The following is a 22,646-nucleotide window of genomic DNA, read 5'->3' as shown; positions in this document are numbered from 1 at the left end:
CAAGGGAGGCAGTGGTGCTGGGTGGCGTGCCCTGACGAGCTTGACTCCAGTAGGTTGATCTAGCGCGCCCCCTGCTGGTGGCGTTCTACCTGCTCGAAGCTGACGCGGCCGCTGCCCTGGCGATCGATCTCGGCGAAATGCTGCACCACATAGCCCAGCCCGGCGGCCTTGGCCTGGGCCAGGCTGATGCTGCCGGTCTTGAGCGGATCGGCAGCGGCAAAGCGTTGCTGCAGCTTGGCGCGGGCTTGTGCCTGTAGTGCTGCCCCAGCCAGCGGCGGGCGCTGGGCAGGCTTGCGGGCGGCTGGTGGCAGATAGGGGTCGCCCAGTTGGGGCAGGTGGCTGCGATCCTCGGGCTGTGTGCCTGAATCGCCGTTGCCGGGCGCCGCCTGTACGGCCAGTGCCAGCAGGGCGGCGAGCATGGGGGCGAGGTGGCGATGGGGCATGGCAGTGTCCTCAGTTCAGCGAGCTGGCATAGAAGGCGGCCAGGTCGGCCTTGGTCCTGACGCGTGAGGCGTCATCCAGATACATCATATGACCCCCTTCGTAGTTATGAATTCGCAGGCCGGGCACATTGCCCAGGCGCGCCAGATCCAGCTCGGTCTGGTGGAAGGGCGTGGCGAGGTCGTTATACCCATGCAGCACCATGATCTTGAGATTGGGGTTCTGCTGCAGCGCGGCGGCCAGGTCGGGCAAGGTATCAGGCAGATCCTGGCCATCGTGCTGCCAGTTCCAGCTCTGTATGGCATTGCTGCTGATGGCATAGCTGGTCTGGGCGGTGTACTTCAGCTGGCTGGTCAGGTAGCTGCGAATTGTGCTGGCAAACGAACTGGTGATGAAGGTGGACGAAGGGTCGCCCTCGCTGGCCAGGGCACTGCCCTGTGGCGCCGTGACACGGGCATCGTAGCGGCCCAGCACCGTGCCGGTAATCAGCTGGAACTGATAAGTATTGGGGTGGAGGCTGAGGTTGGCCTGCCATAGGTTGGCACGCGCGCCGGTCAGGCCGACCAGTTGATCGACCAAGTTATTGCTGGGCGGCAGGCGACTGCCCAGCCAGTTGGCGACAGCGGGGCTATAGGTGCTGGCGGCATAGCTGCGCACCTGCTGGGCATAGGCGGCGTAGTCGGTCTGGGCCGGATTGGTCAGCCTGAAATGGGCGCCGGTATTGGCATAGGTGGGCAAAAAACCGGTGCAGTTGGCTTCGCCAGGGCTATAGACGGCGCAATTGCTGTAGTAGTTGAGTATGGGAGAGAGCAGGATCACGCCGTTCATGCGGGTGCCGGCCGCTTCCAACAGATCGGCCAGTACACTGCTTCGCACGCCGCCATAGGATTCCCCCAGGATGAACTTGGGCGATGCCGTACGCTGGTTGACCGCCAGGTAGCGGGTGACAAAGTCGCGGAAGGCTTCGGCGTCGGCATCCACACCCCAGAATGTCTGGTTGGTATGGGGCGCGATGGCCTGCGATAGCCCGGCGCCGATGGCATCGACAAATACCAGATCGCTGGTATCAAGCAGGCTCTCCTGATTATCGACCAGCGGAAACGGTTGTGGCTGGCTGGTGGCGGGGTAGCCTACCTGCAGGCGCTTGGGGCCATAGGAGCCCAGGTGCAGCCAGACGCTGGCAGAACCCGGCCCGCCATTGTAGAAAAAGGTGACTGGCCGGGTACGCACATCCTGGTTCTTGGCGGTGTAGGCCACATAGAAGAAGGCTGCCTTGGGCTGGCTGGTCTGTGGATGGCTGGCGATCAGGTGGCCGGCCGTTGCGGTGTAGTCGATTACCCGCCCGCCCAGGTTGAGGCTATGGTGGGTCAGGGCGGCACCCTCATTGGCCACACTGAGCGAGGCATTGCCACTGCTCGAGTAAGCCAACGGGTCGCTGAAGCCCCTGTCTGCCGGGTTGCCCGGTTGGGTGGGTTGGGTAGGTGTGCTACCACCCCCACCGCCCCCACCGCAGGCAGCCAATGCCAGGGTGATGGCCAACAGGTAGCTGTGCGTAGGCTTGAGGGATACCGGCATGATGGGTAGGGTAAGGAGCTGCGATAGCTGAGTGATAGCCCGGCAGACCAGTAATATCAATCAGCTCGCGGGCTTGGGCTCGGCCGGCTTGAGCTCGCTGATGATGACGGCCACCACCACCATGGCGCCACCGATGCCTGCCTGTACGGTCAGCGATTCGCTCAGCAGCAGCCAGCCAAACAAGGCGGCAAAGACGGGCTCCAGCGCGTAGATGACGGCGGCCTTGTCGGCCGAGACATTGCGCTGCGCATAGGCCTGCAGCATCAGCATGCCGGCCGTGGCGACCAGCCCCAGATAAACCAGGGTGCCGATATGCGGCATCAGTCGATCGGGCAGGCTGGCCAACACCGCTCCCCCACCGCTGGCGCCACTGCCCAGCACCCACAGGCTGGCAAACAGCGCCATCAGGATGATCTGCGTGGCGGCCAACTGGCGGGCATCATGCCGGCCAGCACGCTGCGACAGCATGATGGTGTAGAGGGCATAGGCCAGGGCGCACAGCAAGGTAGCGCTGTCGCCCAGCAGGTTGCCGCCGCCTTCCCATGACATCAGCCCTATGCCGCTGCAGGCCACCGTGGCGGCCCCCACCATCAGGATGGAGAGCCGGCCACCGAACAGCAGGCCGATAAAGGGCACCATCAGCACGTTCAGGCTGGTCAGGAAGGCACTGCGGTTGGACGAAATGTGCTCCAGCCCGTAAGCCTGCGCCACATAGGAGGTCAGCGCTAGAGCGCCTAGCAGAGCACCATCCCGCCAGGTTTCGCGGCGTGCCTTGAACACAAACGGCAGCATGCAGACGGCGGCAATGACAAAGCGTATGGCCGATATCTCGACCCCGCTAAGACTACTGGAAGCCGACTTGAGCAAGGGGAAGGTGGTACCCCAGACCAGGGTGACGAGAAGCAATAGGAGGACGCTGAAGTTCATGGGAGCGGCATTGACGGGGCGAGGAAGGCAGCATTCTAGGGCCTGGAGGCCACTTGCAGAAACCGCGTGATGCCGCACCCGCTGTGAACGTGGCGCTGGGCTGGGTAAACGGGGCTTGATAGCCAGCTGGCGGCAAGCTCGCCCCAGGCTCTAGAATGTGTTTTTGTTGCATTGCCGCGAAAACTGCCATGTCATTATCGCCTGCCATCCATATACAACACTCCGCGCCCCTGGTTTGGCGGGCGGGGCATCGTGCGCTGCAGCATATCCGCCAGCGTGGCCTGGCGCCGGCCGACATCGGCCTGTTGCCCGGTGCCGCGGGCGGGCCGAAGGCGTTGGCGCTGACCGGGTTGGATCAGGCCTTGTTCGGTGACTGGCTGGCGCGCAGTCCACGCCAACGTCAGCTGATAGGCAGCTCGATCGGCGCCTGGCGTTTTGTCTGCGCCATGCAGGATGACCCAGCTCGTGCACTGGGGAGGCTGGCGGAGCGCTATACCGAGGAAACCTATGCCAAGGGGGTGACGGCCAGCCAGGTGGGCACCGCCCTGCGGTGTATGCTGGTGGATTTGTTCCAGGGCGATCCGGCCAGCCTGCTGCATCACCCCAGCTACAGCCTGACGCTGACGACGGTAAAAGCCCGGGGGCTGCTGGCCTCCGAGCATGGGCCTACCCAGTTGGCCGGGGTGCTGGCGGTGGCGACCGCCAATCTGCTATCGCGCAAGCTGTATGCCAAAGGCTGGGATCGCGTCTGGTTTGCCGACCCCCGTCATCCGGCACCCCCATTGGCGGGGGATTTTCCCACCCATATCGCGCCACTCAAGGCCGATAATCTGCTGGATGCGCTGCATGCCACGGCAGCCATCCCCTTGGTGGTGGCGGGGGTGAACAACCCCAACCACGCACCCGCAGGCCGCTATCGTGATGGTGGCTTGATCGACTACCACCTGGACCTGCCCTATACCCAGCTCAGTGATCTGGTGCTCTACCCGCACTTTTACCCGCACATCGTGCCGGGATGGTTCGACAAAAACCTGCCCTGGCGCCGGCCGTTGCCACAGCGACTGGATAATGTCGTGCTGGTCGCCCCCTCGCCAGACTGGGTGGCAAGGCTGCCGCACGGCAAGATTCCTGACCGTAACGACTTTCGCGATTTCGACGACAGTACGCGGCAAAAATACTGGCGCCAGGTCAGGGCCGAAACGGTGCGCCTGGGTGACGCCTTTCTGGCTGAAGTGGAGCGTGAGGATCTGGTGAGCCGCGTGGTGCCTTTCTAGTTGCTACCACCCGGTCGCAACCAGGCCTGTCAGCTGCAAAGCGTGCCTACGCCCTTGAGCGCCAGCTTGAAATACTGTAGCGAGTATCGATTGCGCTTGGCATCGGCACACCAGTTGGTATTGGGTGTGCTGCGGTATTCGGCAATGAACACTGGTTTGCCCATGGCAATGAATGTCTGGTAGACGCCGCACTCGCGGTACTTGTAGCAGCTTTCGTTGACCGCAAAATCAAACTTGCCCACCAGGTCGGGCGCCAGTTCCACCGTGTTCTTTAGCCCGATCAGCAGGCCCTTGGCGTGGGCCGTATCAGCCAGGAAGCGGTTGTAGTCGAGCTGGTGCGCAGCGGTCAGCGGTAGGCCGGTGTCGTTGCTGTAGCCGTCCACATTGTCAGGGTCTACTCCGTCACAACCCTTCTGTTTGGCCAGATCCATGCGTTTTCCCATGATGCTGCGCACGGTGGCATTGCGTATATCCAGCCAGTTCTCGCCTTCCCAGCCATCCAGCGGTTTGCCCAGGGCAGCCTGGGGGAACTGGTTGGCATCGGGCCGCCAGTTTTCGTAGCTGCCGGCACTGAAATAGCAGATTACGGTACGGCCTTGGTTCTTTAGCTCGGCGATGGTGGTGGCAGGCGTATCGAACAAATCAATGTCGTACAACTGGCGGTTCGGTTTTTGCAGGGTGCCTTGTAACTGCAAGTGCCAACTCATGCCTACCGTCAGGCCCGCCGCCGTGCCGGCTTGGCTGGCAATCAACAGGGTGATGAGTGCAAGGCGTGGCAGCTTGGAGGACATGGTGGACTCCTGAAGGGTTAACGGTTTGGTGGCGGCAAAACCAAGGCTAGGCCATTGATTTGTTAATGGCAATATAACGAAATACTAATTTTAAGTTTAACCGATAAGCGGCAGGTAAACCGTACTGCGTATGGTCAGGAGTTGCCATGGCAAGGTGTGCGCAAAGCCTTGGCAGCAGTGCTGTTTGCCTGGCAAGCGTTGTGCAGGAAGCGTTATGGTGCTGGATATATTCGGGAATATTCACCTAGGGGTGCGACAATGGCACCGCCTTCCTGCAGCCATTGCTCCACCTTTGTGAATAGCCCTATTCCCACGCCCGGTACGATCACCCATACCGCCAGCACCTCGCCAGAGACGCTGGCGGCTGCACGTTTGCCTGGCTTGCCCGATGTGCTTGGAGCGCTGGAGCGCGGGACGCTGGCACCCCATGCGTTCGACCATAGGGCCCATGTATTTGCAGCCTGGGCCGCCATGCGTCTATACGGCCTGGATGAGGGGGCGACGCGTTTTCGCCATGCCTTGCGTTGTTATTGCGGCCACCTCAAGGCCGATGACAAGTACCACGTCACCATCACCGAGGCGCTGTTGAAGCTGATCGCCCTGTATCTGCCCGACGACGCCGGGCAGCACCTGCGTTGGCAGCAGCAGTGGCGACGGTTTGAACAGCGTGCGGCCAGGCTGATGCTGAGCAGCCGTGATGCCTTGAGCCATCACTACAGCGAAGGCCTGCTGGCGCAAGAGTCATCGCGGCAGGCGTTTATCGCGCCCGATCGTCTACCGCTGGCCGCGAGATAAGCCACGCCAAGCACGGTGTGGCTGCTACATGGTTTTGAACAGGGCCATGAAGGGCTGGCTGATGCTCAGCAGTTCGGGACGTTGCTTCAATTTGATAGCACCCTTGCCGCTGTCGTCCCGGCTAATGGAGGCAATGGCCTTCAGGTTGACGATGGTGGCACGATGAATCTGCTTGAACAGATTGGTATCCAGCAAGGGCAGCAACTCCTTTAGCGGCTTGCGTAGCAAGGCTTCGCCTTCGGCTGTCATGACCACCGTGTATTTATTGTCAGACTGAAAATAGACCACGTCTTCCACCAGTATCAGCCGTGTCTCCTTGCCGGCGCTGGCCGTCAGCCACACCAGCGGGGCTGGCTCCGGCGTGGCAGGCTTGCGCTGGTTGAGCTGGCCCAACAACTGCACCAAGGTGGCGTGGTCTATGGCGCCGGCGGCTGCGCGGGTTTGCAGCCTGTGCATGGTGCTGGCCAGTCGCTCCCGGCTAACAGGCTTGAGCAGGTAGTCCACGGCGCCGCGCTCGAAGGCATCGATGGCGTATTGGTCGTAGGCGGTAATGAATACCACCTGGGTCGCCGGGCTGACCTCGGCGGCCGCAGCGGCCACTTCCAGCCCGGTCAGGCCAGGCATTCGAATATCCAGCAGGGCCACTTCGGGCTGCAAGGCGCTGATGGCTTCCAGCGCTTCGCCACCTTCTTCACATAGGGCGACGATTTGTGCCGAGGGCCAGGTTTCGCTCAGCAGCACTTGCAGTGCCTGGCGCAACAGGGGCTCGTCTTCGGCAATCACACATCTAAGCATGCTGCTGCTCCTGCAGGGCCAGTGTGGGTAGGCTGCTGCCAGGCAGCGTGAGGGTGGCAGCCACGCCCTGCGGGAAGTTGGCAACGATGCTGAACGAGGCGAGATTGCCATAGGCCAGGCGCAGGCGCTCGCGCAAGTTCTTCAAGCCTATGCCGGTGCCGCTGCTCTCTGCATTGAAGCCTTGGCCATCATCTGCCACCGTCAATGTGATCTGACCGCCGCTGGCGCGGGCCAGTATCCAGATGGTGCCACCGCCGGGCTTGGGTTCCAGACCATGCTTGATGGCATTCTCCACCAGGGTTTGCAGCATCATGCTAGGCAGGGGGAGCGCTAGCAGGGAGTTGGGTACCTCGATCTGCAGCTTCAGCCTGTCGCCCATGCGTATTCGCAGGATATCGAGGTAGGCACGGGCCCGTTCCAGCTCGTTGCCCAGGCCGGCAAAGGCGTGATCGGTGCTGGGCAGGGAGCGGCGCAGATACACGATCAGATTGCCCAGCATCTCGTCTGCCAAGGCCGGATTGCTGCGGGTCAGGTACTGGGCGCTGGTCAGGGTGTTGTAGAGAAAATGCGGCTCCACCTGCGCCTGCAACAAGCTGAGCCTGGCAAGGGTAAGCTCCTTTTCGACCTCGCTTTGGCGTGCCTGCTCCTGCTCAAGCTGGCGGAGCGTGGTTACCCGGCGGCGGATAGCGCGGGCGATGGCTTCGGCATTCTCCAGATTGGTGGCGTCGTCCATCTTGAACCAGTCACCCCAGGCACTGCCTTCAGGCTCGCAGATCAGCGTCACGCTGCCTGTGCCTTCGCCCGGCATCACAGTGGCCAATATCTGGTTGCGTCCGGTGCGGAACATACCGAACAGGATGCGGCCAGGCAGGCCCTTGCCATAGGGGTCGATACGCTGCACCTTGGCCCGTACCTGCAGGCTGTCAGCGGTGCTCTCGATTTCCTCGACCCGCGGCAATTCCCGGATTGCTGCATCGACTAGTTCGAAGGCCTCGCTGGCCGGCAGGGGTATCTCGATCTGGCGCCGTTGCCGATTGGACAGCGTGCTGCCATCTAGCCTACCCGCAATCAGCCGTACCCGGCGCTTGTGCGAGGCGGCGCTGATCACCAGGCAGTTCATCACCAGGCCAATGACCAGCATCCAGACCCAGTGTGGGTCGCCATAGCCGGGCGGGGCGATGGTGCTCCAGAGCACAATGACAACCCAGAAGAAGGCACCCCAGGTGAGGATCAGGCGATAGGTGAAGAGCAGGCTGCTGAGCATGATGGCGTGTCCGACGTGGCAGGAATGGTGTGCAGCATAGCGGGCAAGTGGCGCCGCCGTGTTGGCCTTGGGATGAAACCCGGCCGGCAGGGACGGAAGGGCTGGCTAACGGTGCGAAACCGGACGCGGATACCTCGGCGACCGCTTACTGCCCTTGGCGCTCGGCCTGAACGTAGCCGATAAGTTCGGGGAAGAAAACATCGAAACCCCGCGCCAGCGCCACTTCATGTGATTGCAGGTCACCCAGGCAATCAACCAGGCGCTCACCATTGCGGGAAAGCCGCGTGGCGATACGGCGTATGGCATGGTCTACGCTTTCGCGCTGGCGATAGGCACCCAGCCAGTCATGCGCCATCATGTGCGGGGCGATCTCTCCCAGCCGCTTAGGCCACTGGTCTTGCCTGGACTGCAGGGCGGCGTAGAAGCGCTGGTTGAACTGATCCAGCGGTGTATCGCTGTAGCGCGACCACTGGCGAGCCAGCAGATGGTCGTAATAGACATCAAGCAAAATGCCGGCGTAGCGGCGCCGACCATCAGGGAAACACTGCTTGGCAGCCAGCACGGCAGGATGGCTGTCGGTATAGCGGTCTATTTTGCGATGCAGGCGGATTTCCGCCTGCAGCGTGGGGCTGTAATGATCGAGCTTGTCCGAGCCGACAAAATCCCCCAGCAAGGCGCCGACCATGGCTTCATCGTCGTGCTGGGCAAGGTAGATATGGGCGAGGTAGTTCATGGCACCCAGTGTACCCGCCCGGTGCAGCGCCGTGCACGGCACTGGCTGTGCCCTCGCTCCGTCTGTCTTGGGCATGGTGAGCAGTGACGGCAAAGTCAGGACGGGGCGTCTGCAGCGGAGTCCTTTTTGTATTACAGACCCAGTTGGCTTAGGCCTGGGTGATCTTCCGGCCGTTTGCCTATCGGCCAGTGAAACAGCCGCTCGGTTTCACCTATAGTTAAGTCGTTGATGCTGGCGTGGCGCACTGCCATCAGGCCTTGTGCATCGAATTCCCAGTTCTCGTTACCGTAAGAGCGGAACCACTGACCTGTGTCGTCATGCCATTCGTAGGCAAAACGGACGGCGATTCGGTTGCCGCTATAGGCCCATAGCTCCTTGATTAGTCGGTAGTCGTGTTCGCGTTGCCATTTTCGGTGCAGGAATGCTTCAATTTCTTCTCTACCGCTCAGGAATTCGTTGCGATTGCGCCAACGGCTGTCTGCTGTGTAGGCCAGCGCAACCTTGGCAGGATCACGCCCGTTCCAGCCGTCTTCAGCGGCCCTGACTTTGGCCAGTGCGCTGTCGTGGTCGAAAGGTGGCAGGGGAGGGCGGCTAGTACTGTGTTGGTCTGTCATGATGATTTACCGTATTTAGGGGTGGTTTGCTGCAACTGGTCGGCTGCTATGCATGCGGAGCCAGTTCAACGCTTTTCGACGAGGCGGAAAGACATTGAACCGGTTCATAGACCCAGCAGAGGATCGAGAGCGCCGCCCTGATCTAGTCGAACCAAGTCATCAAACCCGCCTATGTGCTCACCATCAATGAAGATTTGCGGGACTGTGCGCCGGCCACTGCGGGCGATCATCTCGTCACGCAAGGTGGGCGACTGTTCAATGTTGACCTTGTTTAATGCGGTGATGCCCTTGCGGCCCAACAAGCGTTCAGCCTGTACGCAATAGGGGCAGGTGGAGGTGTGGAACATAGTGATATCGGTCATGGCGCTTCCTTTGGTTGTGGGTGATCGAGTAGCGAACAGGCATCACTTTGACCGTTTTGCAGGAAGAATAGAATCCTCACTATGGGGAAGTGATTGTTGCGAAAAGTGGAATAATTGGGCTTTGTTCGTATGCCAGGGGTCGCCGCCGTGACCGGCACTTTATGTCAGCAAAGGTGCCCACTCGCTCAGCAAGGTCTGTAGCAGACTGGTATCGGGTAAAGGTAGGCTCAGGTTGCCATGGGTTTTACCCACATGGGCTGCATGCAGCCCACTGCCTGTCTGCTGCCACTCATAGCGCGCATTGCAGGCCGGGCAATCGGCATGTTCTCCAGGCTGAGTGGCTCGATAGCGTTGGATCACTGGACCGCAGCTGACGCAAACACCTAGTGGAATTCCCTCGTCGGTATGGCCGACGATATGGTCAAAGGCGCCAGACTGACCCAATGCCACAAAGTGGCTCGCCAGTTCGCTGTCAAACTGCCTGCCCAAGGCACCGCTGATAATCTCCAGTGCGTTGGCGACAGGCATGCCTTTGCGATAGGGGCGTGTGCTGGTCATGGCATCGAAGGCGTCGCAAATGCCAACCAGCCGCGCGTCCAGTGGAATGGCTGTGCCAACCAGACCCACTGGGTAGCCGCGGCCATCTGGTGTTTCGTGATGGTGGAAGACGACGTCCATGACCAGATGTGCCAGCGGATGCTCGGCCAGAATGCGCTGGCCTATGGCTGGGTGGGCCTTGATGACCGCGTATTCATCGTCGTCCAGCTTACCTGGTTTGCGCAGCACAGCATCGGGAATACCAATTTTGCCAATGTCGTGCAGGAACCCGGCAAGGGCAATACGCCTCACTTCCTTGTCCGGCATGCCCAATGACCGTCCCATTTCCTCGGCCATGCGCGCCACGCGCCACAGATGGCCACCTGTGTAGGGGTCGCGTGCTTCAACCATCCAGGCCATCAGCATCAAACTGCGAAGCAGGCCCTGATTGGGTGGCGTCTGATGGAGGTCAATAGGGGAATTAGACATGGTGGGTGCCGATAAAAAGTGGATGGAGGAAAACCGGGGTTTTCACACCAACACGATAGTTCAGTGTTTGGCTGTGCGCTTGAGTTGCCTGCCGGCCGGTACCGATAGCCGGCTCACGATTTACACCAGGGCGCGAAAAGCGTGTGAACTGGCTCAGAGTGTCAACAGCCAGGCAAGAAGAGTACGAGGCGCATGAAGCGCCTCGTCAATGTGGCCATTCCAGCGCCATCGTCAGTTTTACCGCAGGGCTGGCTTGCCAGCCGTAGCGGCAGTGACCCTGCCTTAGGTAATGCAGCTGCAGGCAGGGTGGGAAGGATTACTTGGTCATGTCCACGTCGTACCAGGGGGTGACATTGATGGGGCAGCGGTAGCGGAAACCATTAGCCGTAACAGTGACACGGGCCGTCTTGGTTTCGTTGGGGTTCAGGCCAAAACCACCCAGCAGCTCATGGGTCTTTTGATCCTGTACATTGAAACCGACAAACTTGCCCGCCTTGTTGGTGACGACAAAATCGTACTCACCGGGCTTGAGGTCAGTCAGGGTTTCCTGCGCAGCGAAGTAGCCGTTGTACTCCGTCAGGTGGATGGTGGTGACACCGTCCTTGGTCATGGGCGATGCGGCAAAGGCCGGGATGAACATGGTGGCAGCGAGTACCAGTTGGGCAATAACTTGGGGGCGGGAGATTTTCATGTTGTTTCCTAAGTGAGTGGGGTTGGTGGTTAGTGAACAGGCTTACTTGGCCGAAACCTTGGGGAAGTCGATATCGGTCTGGGCGACGTTGTTGACGTAATTGGTCAGCACATTCAGGGCAACGACCAGAACGATTTCCACTACCTCGGCCTCATCGAAACCGGCTTGGCGCAGTGCCGCCAAATCGGCATCACTGACGCGGCCGCGTTCAGCAGCAACCCGATGGGCAAAGCGCAGGGCAACGGCAGTTTTGGCATCGCTGCTGTGGTGGTCACGGGCGGCGGCGATTTCGGCTTCGCTGAGCTTGGCGACATTCAGGCCCAGGTAGGTATGCGCCGACAGGCAGTAGTCGCAGCCGTTGTACTCGGCTACTGTCAGGGCGATACGCTCACGCAAAGCGGCGTCCAGCTTGCCCTTGTTCAATGCGGCATTGAGCGACAGATAGCCTTCCAATGCGGCGGGGCTATGGCCGATCAGTTTCATCAGGTTGGGGACAACGCCGAGTTGTTGCTTCACGGCGGCCAGAAGTGGCTTGCTTGCTTCAACAGATTGTTCGACGGTAGGGATGCTGATACGGCTCATGTTGGTTCCTTGGTTGGGTGGCTTGCGGTTCGCAGCGCCCAGTGCGTTGCGAGTGATGACACTTTGCCAAAGATCATCGAATAGAAGAATGGGTGTAGAATGCAATAGATTATTCCATTAATAGGAATGAATATATGGACAGACTGCACCTGATGACGGTGTTCGTAGCGGTGGGCGAGGAAGAGAGTTTTGCAGGTGGTGCAAGGCGACTGGGTATGTCGCCACCGGCTGTGACGCGTGCCATCTCGGCCTTGGAAGCCCGTTTGGGCGTCAAGCTGTTGCAACGCACGACTCGCTATGTGCGTGTGACTGAGGCGGGCCAGCGCTATCTTGACGATGCCCGCCGTATCCTCGGTGAGGTGGATGAAGCCGACGAGGCGGCAGCGGGCATCAATGCGGCGCCACGCGGCCATCTCACGGTGACGGCACCGGTATTGTTCGGCAAGATGTTTGTCATGCCGGGCATCGTCGATTACCTGAACCGCTATCCAGAGGCTGATGTGTCGGCGCTATTTCTGGATCGGGTAGTGAATATGCTGGAGGAGGGCGTGGATGTGGCGATACGCATTGGCCCCTTGCCTGACTCCAGCATGCGCGCCATCAAGGTAGGCCAGGTTCGGCGCGTGCTGTGCGCCTCGCCTGAGTACCTGGAACGGCACGGCATTCCGCAAACTCCGCAGGTATTGCGCGACCGGACTGTCATTGCGGCGACCGGGGTGTCGCCAGCGGTGGAGTGGAAGTTCGGACCGGAATCCGATCCCGCCAATATCAAGCTGAAGCCGCGGCTTACGGTGACCAGCAATGATGCTGCGATCGAGGCCGCGCGCAGTGGGCTAGGTATTACCCGCCTTATGTCGTATCAGATAGCTCCGCACCTGGCGAAGGGTGAACTCAAGATCGTGTTATCCGAATATGAGAACGCACCTTTGCCCATACACATCGTGCACCGCGAGAGCAAGTATGGTTCGGCCAAGGTGCGCAGTTTCATCGACCTCATGGTAGATCGCCTGCGCGCCGACAAGCACCTGAACTGAGTGTGAGTAAATGCTTAGCCGGCGGGTTCAGAGCTTTAAGACAATGCGGGCAGCCTGCTCGCTGCTACGGGCGGGTACGGCGCAGCACGGCAAGACCTCACCCTCGGCCAATGGAAATGCGGGCCATTGAGGATAGGTAACGGCACCCTCCAATAGCGACACCTTGCAGGTACCGCAACTACCCCCGCGGCAGCTGAATTCCGGTGTCAAGCCGCGTTCCTCGGCCAGTTCGAGCAGGCTGGTGCCGCCGGCCTGCCAGCGCGCCTCCTTGCCTGATTCGGCGAACAGTACCTTGACGTCGTGATCGGCGACAGGCGCCAGTGCTGGCACCGCAGGCGCGTTATCCGGCCGCCGCGCCAAAGCTGCCGGACCGAAGGCTTCGGCATGAATACGGTCATCTGCAATCCGCAGATCACGCAGGCCGTCATACAGGCTTTGCATGAACGGTGCAGGGCCACAAAGGTAAAAGTCGTAGTCATCCAGCGGCAGAGCCGATTTGAGCAAGGCCAGATCAAGGTGGCCCGCAACTTCGTAATCGTGACCATGTACGCGGTCGCCTTCGGGTTGACTGCTCAGACGCACGACCTGCACGGCATTGCCGGCACGGCGGAGCAAGTCGTCGATTTCAGCATCGAACGCCCGCTCGCTAACCGTGCGGGTGGCATAAAACAGGTAAGTCGGCCGTATCCGGCGGGTGCGTAGCCCCTCGAAGATGACATGATGCAGCATCGCCAGCATGGGCGTAATGCCGATACCACCGGCCAGAAGCACCAGCGGACGCCGCTCGGCTGCATCGACCACAAAGTCACCTTGCGGGGCGCGGGCCTCGATCAGGTCGCCGACCCGGAGAGTGTCGTGTAGATGCGCTGAAACGGTACTGCCGCGCTTGACGCTAATACGGTAGACACCATCGGACGGCCCGAGTGACAAGGTGTATGTACGGATTACCGGTTTTTCCTGTCCCGGCAGGGACAGGCGTATCGGCAGATGCTGCCCCGCACGGAAGGCGGCCAGACCCACGCCATCGGTCGGGCTTAGATAGAACGAGCGCACCGCCGAACTCTCCTCAACGATCCGCTCGATGCGGAACGGTCGCCAAGCGTTCTGCAGTGCCGCCGCAGCTCGCCTGGCAGCAGCCTGTTCCCAGGAGCCGGTCATCAAAGAGTTAGGTGAGAAGTCCCTGAGTTGCCAACGCAAGGCCAGTACGGCGCGGCGTCGTACAACTCGTTCGACCTGAAAGCGCCACAGGCGCTCGGCCCCCTGAAAGGCGGCAATGTCCTCGCCAGCAAACTGGATTTCGGTACTACCGCTCAATTGCAGCATATCGCCGCTGGCGAAGTCGATGAATACCAGCCCCGCCTTGGGGTGAACCAGCAGGTTGCCTAACGTATTGAAGTGCATATTGCCGGCAAAGTCGGGAATCGTGAGCGTGTCACCATCGACCAGGACAAAACCTGGTTTACCGCCACGGTGCGATACATCGACCTGGGGGCCGGGATTGTCAGCGTCGCCGGGAAAGTAACTGGCAACAAAGAAAGTGTCGGCAGCGACAATGGCTTCCCTCGCCGCTGCATCGAGCCCGCTCAACTGCTCGACGGCGCCGCTATAAGCTTGCCCAGGTGGCTGAGAAAAGGAGAACTCACGGTTTTGGATATATTGCGGGCAGTTGCCGAAGGAGTGGCCAACTTGAACCGCGATATCACCATCCTGCTGCAGGTGGATCTGCCCATTCATGCGGTTGCGGCGACGCGTATGCAGCTCGATACCCAGTAGTCCGACGGCAGCGCCATCCTGCAGACACTCAAGCAATGGATCGCCAGTTGCAGGCTTGGCGCGAATCAACAACTGACGCGGTTCGGGTGAGTGCATGAAGCCTGGGTTTCCCTCCAGGATGCTGGCCCAAGGGTAACCTTGCTCATCAACGCCACCCGCCACAATAAAGGGCAATTGCTCATAGAAGGTGCGGTGCTGATCCGGCATGTAGTCGCGGATGACCCGCCTGCCAAAAGCCTCCATCTGGGCGGCAGTGCCCATTTGCTGATGGATCGCCCGTTCACCGCGATGCCAGGGGGAGGTAGTGCCGGTGTTCGGGGAGCTCATGGTTTTTCCTTAGTCGATACGCTGGTGCACGGAACTGCTTTGTTCTGGCGCAGCCGGGCGACCCGCAGAAGGCTGAAGCCTTATTCGTGACAAGTATGCTTTCAAGGGCAGGCAATTTGCCTGCCCTTTGCAACTGGCTGATCAGGCAGCCAGGCCAACGGCGGTTTTCTGCATGCCCACAAAACCAGGCAAGGCTTCGATGCGACGGAGCCAAGCGCTGACATTGGGGTAAGCACCCAGCGCAACATTACCCTCGGGTGCATGGGCGATATAAGTGTAGTTGGCGATGTCTGCAATGCTGGGCTTGCTGCCGATCAGGAAGGGACGGTCAGCCAGTTCAGCCTCCATCACTTTGAGCAGATTATGCGAGCGGTTGATAACTTCATCAGCGTTGAAACCTGCACCAAATACGGTCACCAGTCGCGCAGCAGCTGGACCAAATGCCACCAGCCCTGCAGCAACTGACAGCCAGCGCTGAACAGCGGCTTCTCCTGCAGCGTCGGCCGGCAGCCAGTCGCTGTTGCCGTACTTGCGAGCCAGGTACACCAGGATGGCATTGGAATCGGCAATCACGGTGCCGTTGTCGTCAATGACCGGTACCTGGCCAAAGGTATTCATCTTGAGAAAGCCGGGCTGCTTGTGCTCCGCCTTGCGTAGATCCACTTCGATCAGCTCGGTAGGCACGTTCAGCAACGACAGCGCTAGCCGGGCACGGTGTGCATGACCGGACAGGGGGAAGGTATAGAGTTTGACGGGTTGTTTGGACATGAGAGTACTCCTGTAAGGGTGGGTCGGGGGGTTAGTAGGTACAGTGAAGCTGCAGGGCCATATCGAGATGATCGACTCCGTCCACCAGAGCCAGTAGATCGCGGCCTTCAGCAACGGGGCTTCGTTGTGGCGCATGACCAGCGAGCAGCAGCCAGCTCAAACCGCTTGCTGATGTTGATGGGACGAAGTGACGGCCGTGGCGACGATTGCGCACGAAATGTAGTAACTTGGAGATCATGTTGTGGGCGCTCAGTTCAGCGAAACCAGGGGAAAATCAATTTCGACCTGGCTTACTTTGCTCATCAGATTGCTCAGGAAGTTCATCCCGGTATGTGCAATCACTTCCACAATTTCTGCGTCGCTGTAGCCGGCATTGCGCATGGATCTGAGCTGATCGTCATCGAGATCACCGCGTTGTTCGATCAGCCGGCAGGCAAAGCGGACAGCCACAGCCGCCTTGGCATCGTGACTGTCGCCCAGCCGGTTCGATTCCATCTCGGCACCATTTAGTCCGGCTTGGCTGCCTAGCTGCGCATGGGCCGAAAGGCAGTAGGTGCTTCCGTTCTTCTGGGCGAGCGCAATTGCAATCCGCTCCCGGGTGGGGAGGTCCAGGCTGCCGTCACGAGTAAGGCTGTGCAGGTCGAGAAACGCACGTAGCGCGGCGGGCGAGTTCGCAACGATCCGAAGCAGATTCGGGATATAGCCTTGCAGCTCGCCAACGCTATGCAACAGAGCGTGCTGTTCACGCGTGGCAATTTCGGGTGTGATGAGCGCAATGCGGCTCATGGTGGGTCCTTGTCTTCAGTAGTGTTGGCATCCGTGTTGCGATGCAAGTGACGCTACTTTGCCAAAAACCGATCGGAGGAAGAATGGTTGATTCGGTGAATTGATTGTTTCTAAAGATGGAAGAATTGGTGTTCTTCATCTTGCTGGGTGGTATCAGCGCGGGCGGGGAGCACGCTGGCTCATGCAGCGCTGATAGCTAGCGCCAGGGAAAGTACTGCCTGATAGCCTGTGCAGCCGGGTGGCAGCTGCTTCGAATCGATTTCTTAATCCAGCGTCTCACCGGCCGATGCTGCAATCAGCGCCAACCCAGCCATAATATCTATGATGATTTGATGAACCGTATTCATGTCACGCCCCTGTTTCGCTCACTGGTAACCATCCACCCGAGGATCGAGACGGTTCGGCATGGTCGCCTCCTTAGCGGCCCGATACACTCGCAACAAGCAAGCCGTGATTGGGTACTCGCAGAAAGACGTGAAGCGCAATCCGCACGCGAGACGAAGGCAGGATCTGTGACGAAAAGCCGATCAGCCGGTATGAATTGGCCGTGCGCCGGCAAGACGAAATCAGTAGCCTTGAAGTATGAACATGCGGCTCCCTACCAGTGACCTGACCGCGCCAGACCAGGCTAAGACCGTAGTGCCGCCGCTGCGCTGGCAACGGGTTCTGCTGATCAGCATGCTGATCTGGTCCTTCATTGCGTTAATGCAAACCATCGCCGGCGTCGGGGATCAGCTTCGTAGCGGCAAAGACCTGAAGCTGTCAGCCGTTGCGGCTCAAATGTGTGTGTATAGCCTCCCCATGGCTGGGTATTGCGCGTGGCTGTACCTCTGTCTCATGCGCCAGCCCGGTGGGCTGACTCGAATCCGAAAAATGCTGACTCCTTTGCTGTGGGGAAGCGTGTGCTACTTTTTACCCTACACCATCCTGGCCAACTTCGTGACTACCTACGTGATTGGCAACCAGCCATGGGTAGGCTTGTTGCCAGCCCTGAACCGACTGCCGGTCCAGTACGCCTTGTGGGACTACCTACTTTTTGTTGGGTACAGCGGAGCGGTGTATGCGCTGGCACTGGTGGCTCAGCAACTGCAGATGATGCGGCACCAGCGTGTGATCGAGGCGGAAAACCTGGCGCTACATCTCGCTCTGGAACGGCAGCGTATGGCGGCACTCCGTGCGCAGCTGGAGCCACACTTCATGTTCAATGCGCTGAACGCCATTAGCGCGCTGGTCCGTGCCGAAGAAAAGAAACTCGCCATCAGCGCACTCAGTCGACTGAGTATGTTGCTGCGTTATGCGCTCACGGCCAGCACTCAGGAATGGGTAACGCTCGCAGACGAAATTCACTTTGTTCGCGACTACCTGGAACTACAGAAACTGCGATTTGGCGAAAGGTTGCGGGTTCGCTTTGAGAACATCGAAGACCGCCTGATGAGTATGCAGTTCCCCCCGCTGTTGTTGCAGCCCTTGGTTGAGAATGCGCTGCGCCATGACCTGGAACGACATAACGAATCCAGCGAGATTGTTATCGCTTTGGCAGCTTGCGCCGACATACTAAAGCTAACGGTGTCCAACCCCACGCGGGGACAGCTGCCCACCAATCCCGGCACCGGCCTTGGCTTAAACAACACGCGTGAAAGATTGCACTTGGCATTCGGCGCTGCTGCCAACCTCTCTACCCAAACAGTCGATGACCAGTTCGTCGTTACCGTGCAAATACCGCTGCGCCGCCATGACTGAGCGACAGGTTCCGATTCGCGCCATGGTAGTAGACGACGAAACACCTGGTCGGCTCAATTTGCGCTATGCCCTTGCCGGGTTCCCTGAGTGGCAATTGCTGGCGGAGTGCAGCAGCGCTGAGCAGGCTCGGGCCCAGTGGGCCGTATCACCGTGCGATGTCGCGTTTCTGGATATCCAGATGCCCGGTGAGTCCGGCCTGAAACTCGCACGGGAGCTATCGGCACTTGCACACCCACCTGTCATCGTTTTCGTGACTGCCTACGAGCGCTATGCCGTTGAAGCGTTCGAGGCGCACGCGCTCGATTATCTCCTTAAGCCATTTGATGACGAGCGCCTAGCGCAGACGTTGGCTCGAGCAAGCTCCATGCTTGCCCTTCGACAAGGAAGTTACGCCGAAGTACTTCGGCGCTCACTCGAGGCCATTGAGACGCCGGCCTCCTCTTACCTCGACCGGATAACGGTTCGCTCCGTTGGGGCCATTGAGTCTGTTGATCTGGGCGACATTCATTTTCTCAGCGCATCCGGTAATTACGTTTCCCTGCATCTCGAACATCGCATCGTGCTGCACCGTGCCACACTCAGTCATATGGCAACATTGCTGGACCCTCGGACATTTATCAGGGTGCATCGGAGCTACTTGGTGCGGCGCCAGCAGATGCAGCAGCTGCGCGTGACCGGTGATGGAACCTATGCACTCACTCTTCGCAACGGGAGTCAGGTTGCGGTGAGTAGCCGATACGTCGACGCCGTTCGCGCCGTACTCACGCTGAGCTGACAAGCCGCGCCGCCAGCACCGGCACCTCGTAGCTGAAAGTGCGAATGGCCGGGTTCGCCTTCCCTTCGGCGCCAATCTCGCGTCGCTCCGCTTTTCGCCCTCCCGCAGAGTAATACCCCTCCCGTAGTTCCCACCCACAATGCTCGCCGATTCACACCGCGTCTCCAGTTGATATGGGCAATCAGTGGTGGTGAATGTAAAACACCCCACCTGAGTTTCAGCCCTCTCCACCGGTCTTTGATCCCGCCGCGTCATCGCACCGGTGTTTCACCCCAGCGCCGCCGTCGGACCAGCGAGTTCAGTTTAAATTGGTTGTACCGGTCGCTACCCCTTTCTCCATTGGAAAAGAGGGAGCCATTGGGAGTAGACCCCCCTCGGGCGCTGAGACAGGAGCCGGTTGCCTACACGGCGCTAGATAGCCAATTGATCATGTGATGAGGGAGCTAACTCGAGATGGAACCAAGCGGAATCGTTCGCGCTTTGGCGTGGATGGGATCGGCAAGCGGGGGGGCTAGTTGTATGGGCTGATGAGCCGCAGAAGGTAGGAAAAATTGAAGTCATTGGATCCAGCATTCGTCGTGTGAGCAGCGAAACAGCTTCGCCGGTTCAAGTTGTGACACGGCGAGGAATCGAGCAATGCGTTAAGCAAGCTGGGACCGAAGTGGTGTGCTCGCTTTCTGCAGACAACAACGGCCCGGTTAACCGCCATTTTGGATCATGGAAGGATATCGCATGAAGAAATCAGCCATATATCTGGCGCTTGGTATTTCTCTGATGGTGAACGCGCAAAATTCCGTACCTGAATTTCCCGTGGGCCGCATACATCGACTCGCCGAGGCGTCCCCTGAGCCCGCCGTACTAGTCGTGTGGGATGGCAGGAGCAAATTTGCCAGCACGCTCGTGCGGCGTGGGAAGCATTGGTACGCCGCCGGTGGCTTTGTTGGCGGTATTGCAGAGTTTATCGGGCGTGACATGGACGTACACTCGGGCGCCGTGGTTTATGTCCACGACAGTGACGACGAAACGGAAGACGATGGTACAAAGGACGTAGCACCGTTTGCTCACCGCAAATACGTTCAGTCGATCAGTTTCCTGATCAGCACGACTGGCAGCTACCGCTTCTACCACTGTTCGAAGTGGGATTGTCCGATTCCGCGAGCATACCGACAACGTTTCGATAAACAGAACAACCCCATTGACTATCCAGACTTCTGATCAGGAGGAATACCTGGCATTCATCGGCGCCAAAACCGCTGTCGATTCGCATAGTACTTATACGCCTTCAGCGGACTAGTAGCACCAAGCAAGCCATTTAAGAGACCAAGCCATGAATAAGTCTTTCTCAGTCATCCTGATTTTAATCCTAACTTTCGCAGCGCCAGCCACAGCAGCCACCGCAAAACGCTATACCGCAGAAACCGCCGCCGCGGCTCCCGTCGCTGATGCTTATCTTGCAGCGTATGTCTCTCTAGATTGGGATCGACTAGAACCACTCTTGGCCGACGACGCCAGTTTTAACGATCCCACAGCAGCATTGGTATTCGGTGCCGTCGGCACGCAGGGCAAGCTGGCGGTGATGCAGAGGTTCCGTAAAGCCTATGCCCCACTCCGGCAAATGGCGCTAACGAAGCGGCGAGTCATCCACTCCGGCCATTTCGCGCTCTATGAAGGTGACTTAGCTTGGACGGTCGACATGGGGGACGGTCGTGATGTTTCAAGTGTCACCCCCATCGTGATCGTGATCGAGGTCAAAGGTGGCAAGGTAATTAGCCACCGTGACTATGTCGACTACGCCCCCTTCTTGGCTGCCGAGCGCGCCAATCGACCGGTCACGCAATAGCTTGACCAAGGCCAAACCAAGCATGTTGAACCGCCCGGACTTCCGTGGAGGCTGTTTGGTTTAAGTCAGGCTGGTACTGCAGCCTGACTGGCGAGTTGCCTGTAGTAGTTTGCCTCAGCTTCTGCGGGCGGGATATACCCAATTGGGGCCAGCAGCTGCTGACGATTGAACCAGAACACCCCCTCCAGCGTCGCGGTTTCCAGCGACGTATTGGTCTTCCAGGGGGCACACTGGCCAAGACCGTTTTCATCCTCGTCAATTCACTCGGTAATTTCGCTTGGAGAGAACGTACTGCGACAGTAAAAACAACCGCAGGTTGCCGGGAGGAGGTCAAGACTCCACTGCCTATTCCAATCTAAGACACTGCGACAAATGGCTAAAAACGGTGGATACGCGACGCAGGTGTCGGGATTCGGTATGGGTTAGCAGCCACAACTCTGTTTGGCACTCGTCCAGCACTTCAGAGATTCTTCGAAGCTGCCTATTGCCTTCTACAAGAAACAGTGGGAGTAGACCAATGCCGAAATCCTTCGCAACCAAATCTGCCACCGTAAGGATGCTGTTCACGCGGTAAGTGGGCATTACCTTCGGGAAATGCTTCTTTCGCCAGACCACGGAAGGATGCTCGGGCAACGCATCGTCAGGGGCAATCCAGCAATAGTCCCTCACCATGGTCTCGTCAAATTTGCGGACAGATGACGAGCGGGCGGCATAGACCGCCACGCGAATTGGACCCACATGCTTTCCAACCAAGTGGTTCGGTGGGCGACGTGTGGCTCGCACCGCAATGTCAGCATCTCTTCGGACAAGGCTTGCTAGCTCGTTCCCCGCATGCAGGTCGTACGACAACAAGGGATGTTGCTTGTGCAAGGTGTGAAGCGCCGGAGCAACCAGAGCGTGGAGGATGGTGTCGGTTGTCGTAATCCGCACTGATCCAGCGACATGCTCAGGGCGCAGTTGGGTTAACGACCGGGCAGCCTCCAGGTGCACCTCCATCTGCTCTGCTTCGGTCGCCAAATCTTGCGCAAGCTCAGACACCTGATAGCCCTGCCGGGATCGCTCGAAGAGGCGTTGACCTAAGCCCTTTTCGATGCGCTGAAGGCTTCTGAAGACGGTCGATGCGTCCTGCCCTAAGCGCTCTGCGGCCATCGCGAGGGTGCCGGTGCGGCTCAGCGCCAACACGACCTCTAGGTCAGCAGCGGAAACTCTGTATTGCGTTTTTGCATTCATGGCTTGCATCGGCGCCTATTTATATTGCGCATTTGCAATAATAAATTCCATTCATCGCAACTTCAATGGAGTCTTGCAATGACCTCAAACCCCGCCATCAGATCAACTAGCTTGGGAATCACGCTCCTGCGCGTGAGCCTCGGCGTCATGTGGATCGCCCACGCCTTGCTCAAGCTGCTTGTCTTCACACTCCCTGGCACCGCACAGTTCTTTCAGATCATCGGCTTTCCTGGACTCTTGGCTTACCCGGTCTTCGCGGTTGAGTTGCTGGGTGGAGTCGCCCTGGTACTGGGCTTTTATGCCCGTCAGGTTTCACTGGCGCTGGTTCCGGTGATGGCTTTGGCCGCATCCGTGCACTTCGGCAACGGTTGGGTTCATACCAGCCCAAACGGTGGTTGGGAGTACCCCGTTTTCCTCACCGTGGCGTCTCTCGCACTCTGGCTACTGGGTGACGGTGCCTACACCACCCGTACGTCACGGCGTTTTACACCCAGCTTCTGAGG

Annotated in this window: 24 protein-coding genes and 1 pseudogene; 8 read left to right on the top strand and 17 right to left on the bottom strand. The window is 59.3% G+C overall.

What is annotated here, in order from left to right; all coding sequences use genetic code 11:
• Positions 1-59: 59 nt before the first annotated feature.
• From QQK16_RS11420 to QQK16_RS11410, 3 genes are read right to left on the bottom strand one after another with little or no spacing between them, the layout of a single operon-like run.
• Positions 60-443 (bottom strand): EF-hand domain-containing protein, encoded by a 384-nt coding sequence (locus tag QQK16_RS11420; RefSeq protein WP_284196588.1) that lies wholly within the window; start codon positions 441-443, stop codon positions 60-62.
• A gap of 10 nt (positions 444-453) precedes the next feature.
• Positions 454-2,016 carry a S10 family peptidase gene (locus tag QQK16_RS11415; RefSeq protein WP_284196587.1) on the bottom strand — a complete coding sequence of 521 codons (1,563 nt, stop codon included), beginning with the start codon at positions 2,014-2,016 and terminating at the stop codon, positions 454-456.
• Positions 2,017-2,076: 60 nt separating this feature from the next.
• Positions 2,077-2,943: a DMT family transporter gene (locus QQK16_RS11410; protein ID WP_284196586.1), complete on the bottom strand. Its 867-nt coding sequence runs from the start codon at positions 2,941-2,943 to the stop codon at positions 2,077-2,079.
• A gap of 188 nt (positions 2,944-3,131) precedes the next feature.
• Here QQK16_RS11410 and QQK16_RS11405 point away from each other — a divergent pair, with 188 nt between their 5' ends.
• Positions 3,132-4,217 (top strand): patatin-like phospholipase family protein, encoded by a 1,086-nt coding sequence (locus QQK16_RS11405; RefSeq protein ID WP_284196585.1) that lies wholly within the window; start codon positions 3,132-3,134, stop codon positions 4,215-4,217.
• 29 nt (positions 4,218-4,246) lie between these two features.
• Here QQK16_RS11405 and QQK16_RS11400 read toward each other — a convergent pair whose 3' ends face one another.
• Positions 4,247-5,008, bottom strand: a complete 762-nt coding sequence (locus QQK16_RS11400; protein ID WP_284196584.1) for an endo alpha-1,4 polygalactosaminidase — start codon at positions 5,006-5,008, stop codon at positions 4,247-4,249.
• 258 nt (positions 5,009-5,266) lie between these two features.
• Between QQK16_RS11400 and QQK16_RS11395 the strand changes: the two genes are divergently transcribed.
• Complete coding sequence (locus QQK16_RS11395; RefSeq protein WP_284196583.1) at positions 5,267-5,803, top strand: hypothetical protein; 537 nt, start codon at positions 5,267-5,269, stop codon at positions 5,801-5,803.
• Between the two features lie 24 nt (positions 5,804-5,827).
• Here the strand turns inward: QQK16_RS11395 and QQK16_RS11390 are convergent, their stop codons facing one another.
• The 8 genes from QQK16_RS11390 to QQK16_RS11355 all read right to left on the bottom strand — a co-directional run bounded on the left by QQK16_RS11390 (position 5,828) and on the right by QQK16_RS11355 (position 11,870).
• Positions 5,828-6,598, bottom strand: a complete 771-nt coding sequence (locus tag QQK16_RS11390; RefSeq protein WP_284196582.1) for a LytR/AlgR family response regulator transcription factor — start codon at positions 6,596-6,598, stop codon at positions 5,828-5,830.
• Complete coding sequence (locus tag QQK16_RS11385; RefSeq protein ID WP_284196581.1) at positions 6,591-7,862, bottom strand: histidine kinase; 1,272 nt, start codon at positions 7,860-7,862, stop codon at positions 6,591-6,593. The genes QQK16_RS11390 and QQK16_RS11385 overlap by 8 nt, the downstream gene beginning before the upstream one ends.
• Before the next feature lie 145 nt (positions 7,863-8,007).
• A complete protein-coding gene (locus tag QQK16_RS11380) occupies positions 8,008-8,595 on the bottom strand; it encodes an ACP phosphodiesterase (RefSeq protein ID WP_284196580.1) in 588 nt (195 codons plus the stop codon).
• Between the two features lie 131 nt (positions 8,596-8,726).
• Positions 8,727-9,209 carry a nuclear transport factor 2 family protein gene (locus QQK16_RS11375; RefSeq protein ID WP_284196579.1) on the bottom strand — a complete coding sequence of 161 codons (483 nt, stop codon included), beginning with the start codon at positions 9,207-9,209 and terminating at the stop codon, positions 8,727-8,729.
• 104 nt (positions 9,210-9,313) lie between these two features.
• Positions 9,314-9,571, bottom strand: coding sequence for a glutaredoxin 3 (gene grxC / locus QQK16_RS11370; RefSeq protein ID WP_284196578.1), 258 nt, complete (start codon positions 9,569-9,571; stop codon positions 9,314-9,316).
• A gap of 159 nt (positions 9,572-9,730) precedes the next feature.
• Positions 9,731-10,597 (bottom strand): HD-GYP domain-containing protein, encoded by an 867-nt coding sequence (locus QQK16_RS11365; protein ID WP_284196577.1) that lies wholly within the window; start codon positions 10,595-10,597, stop codon positions 9,731-9,733.
• A 316-nt stretch (positions 10,598-10,913) separates the two neighbouring features.
• Positions 10,914-11,288, bottom strand: a complete 375-nt coding sequence (locus tag QQK16_RS11360; RefSeq protein ID WP_284196576.1) for a hypothetical protein — start codon at positions 11,286-11,288, stop codon at positions 10,914-10,916.
• Positions 11,289-11,330: 42 nt separating this feature from the next.
• The gene (locus tag QQK16_RS11355; RefSeq protein ID WP_284196575.1) at positions 11,331-11,870 is read right to left on the bottom strand and encodes a carboxymuconolactone decarboxylase family protein; all 540 of its coding nucleotides are present in this window, start codon (positions 11,868-11,870) and stop codon (positions 11,331-11,333) included.
• A 134-nt stretch (positions 11,871-12,004) separates the two neighbouring features.
• Here QQK16_RS11355 and QQK16_RS11350 point away from each other — a divergent pair, with 134 nt between their 5' ends.
• Complete coding sequence (locus QQK16_RS11350) at positions 12,005-12,904, top strand: LysR family transcriptional regulator (RefSeq protein WP_284196574.1); 900 nt, start codon at positions 12,005-12,007, stop codon at positions 12,902-12,904.
• Between the two features lie 27 nt (positions 12,905-12,931).
• On the opposite strand, the gene QQK16_RS11345 is transcribed toward QQK16_RS11350, so the two are convergent.
• The 3 genes from QQK16_RS11345 to QQK16_RS11335 all read right to left on the bottom strand — a co-directional run bounded on the left by QQK16_RS11345 (position 12,932) and on the right by QQK16_RS11335 (position 16,558).
• Positions 12,932-15,004 carry a 2Fe-2S iron-sulfur cluster-binding protein gene (locus tag QQK16_RS11345; RefSeq protein WP_284196573.1) on the bottom strand — a complete coding sequence of 691 codons (2,073 nt, stop codon included), beginning with the start codon at positions 15,002-15,004 and terminating at the stop codon, positions 12,932-12,934.
• A 141-nt stretch (positions 15,005-15,145) separates the two neighbouring features.
• Entirely contained in the window at positions 15,146-15,772 is a 627-nt protein-coding gene (locus tag QQK16_RS11340) for a glutathione S-transferase family protein (protein WP_284196572.1), read from the bottom strand.
• A 249-nt stretch (positions 15,773-16,021) separates the two neighbouring features.
• Positions 16,022-16,558 carry a carboxymuconolactone decarboxylase family protein gene (locus tag QQK16_RS11335; protein WP_284196571.1) on the bottom strand — a complete coding sequence of 179 codons (537 nt, stop codon included), beginning with the start codon at positions 16,556-16,558 and terminating at the stop codon, positions 16,022-16,024.
• 588 nt (positions 16,559-17,146) lie between these two features.
• Here QQK16_RS11335 and QQK16_RS11330 point away from each other — a divergent pair.
• The 4 genes from QQK16_RS11330 (at position 17,147) to QQK16_RS11315 (ending at position 20,913) form a co-directional block, all read left to right on the top strand.
• Positions 17,147-18,298, top strand: a complete 1,152-nt coding sequence (locus tag QQK16_RS11330) for a sensor histidine kinase (RefSeq protein ID WP_284196570.1) — start codon at positions 17,147-17,149, stop codon at positions 18,296-18,298.
• Positions 18,291-19,073 carry a LytR/AlgR family response regulator transcription factor gene (locus QQK16_RS11325; protein WP_284196569.1) on the top strand — a complete coding sequence of 261 codons (783 nt, stop codon included), beginning with the start codon at positions 18,291-18,293 and terminating at the stop codon, positions 19,071-19,073. The genes QQK16_RS11330 and QQK16_RS11325 overlap by 8 nt, the downstream gene beginning before the upstream one ends.
• A 732-nt stretch (positions 19,074-19,805) precedes the next feature.
• Positions 19,806-20,288 carry a hypothetical protein gene (locus QQK16_RS11320; protein ID WP_284196568.1) on the top strand — a complete coding sequence of 161 codons (483 nt, stop codon included), beginning with the start codon at positions 19,806-19,808 and terminating at the stop codon, positions 20,286-20,288.
• Between the two features lie 112 nt (positions 20,289-20,400).
• Positions 20,401-20,913 (top strand): nuclear transport factor 2 family protein, encoded by a 513-nt coding sequence (locus tag QQK16_RS11315; RefSeq protein WP_284196567.1) that lies wholly within the window; start codon positions 20,401-20,403, stop codon positions 20,911-20,913.
• A gap of 65 nt (positions 20,914-20,978) precedes the next feature.
• Here QQK16_RS11315 and QQK16_RS11310 read toward each other — a convergent pair.
• Positions 20,979-21,140, bottom strand: a pseudogene (locus tag QQK16_RS11310) (IS3 family transposase); the annotation flags it as partial.
• A 118-nt stretch (positions 21,141-21,258) separates the two neighbouring features.
• Positions 21,259-22,143, bottom strand: a complete 885-nt coding sequence (locus QQK16_RS11305; RefSeq protein WP_284196566.1) for a LysR family transcriptional regulator — start codon at positions 22,141-22,143, stop codon at positions 21,259-21,261.
• A 78-nt stretch (positions 22,144-22,221) separates the two neighbouring features.
• Here QQK16_RS11305 and QQK16_RS11300 point away from each other — a divergent pair, with 78 nt between their 5' ends.
• Entirely contained in the window at positions 22,222-22,644 is a 423-nt protein-coding gene (locus QQK16_RS11300; RefSeq protein WP_284196565.1) for a DoxX family protein, read from the top strand.
• The last annotated feature ends 2 nt before the right edge of the window (positions 22,645-22,646 follow it).

The sequence above is a fragment of the Chitinimonas prasina genome (assembly GCF_030160395.1).
Taxonomy (GTDB): domain Bacteria; phylum Pseudomonadota; class Gammaproteobacteria; order Burkholderiales; family Chitinimonadaceae; genus Chitinimonas; species Chitinimonas prasina.
The sequence above is the reverse complement of the archived record's forward strand: the minus strand, read 5'-3'. Positions and strand labels throughout refer to the sequence as shown.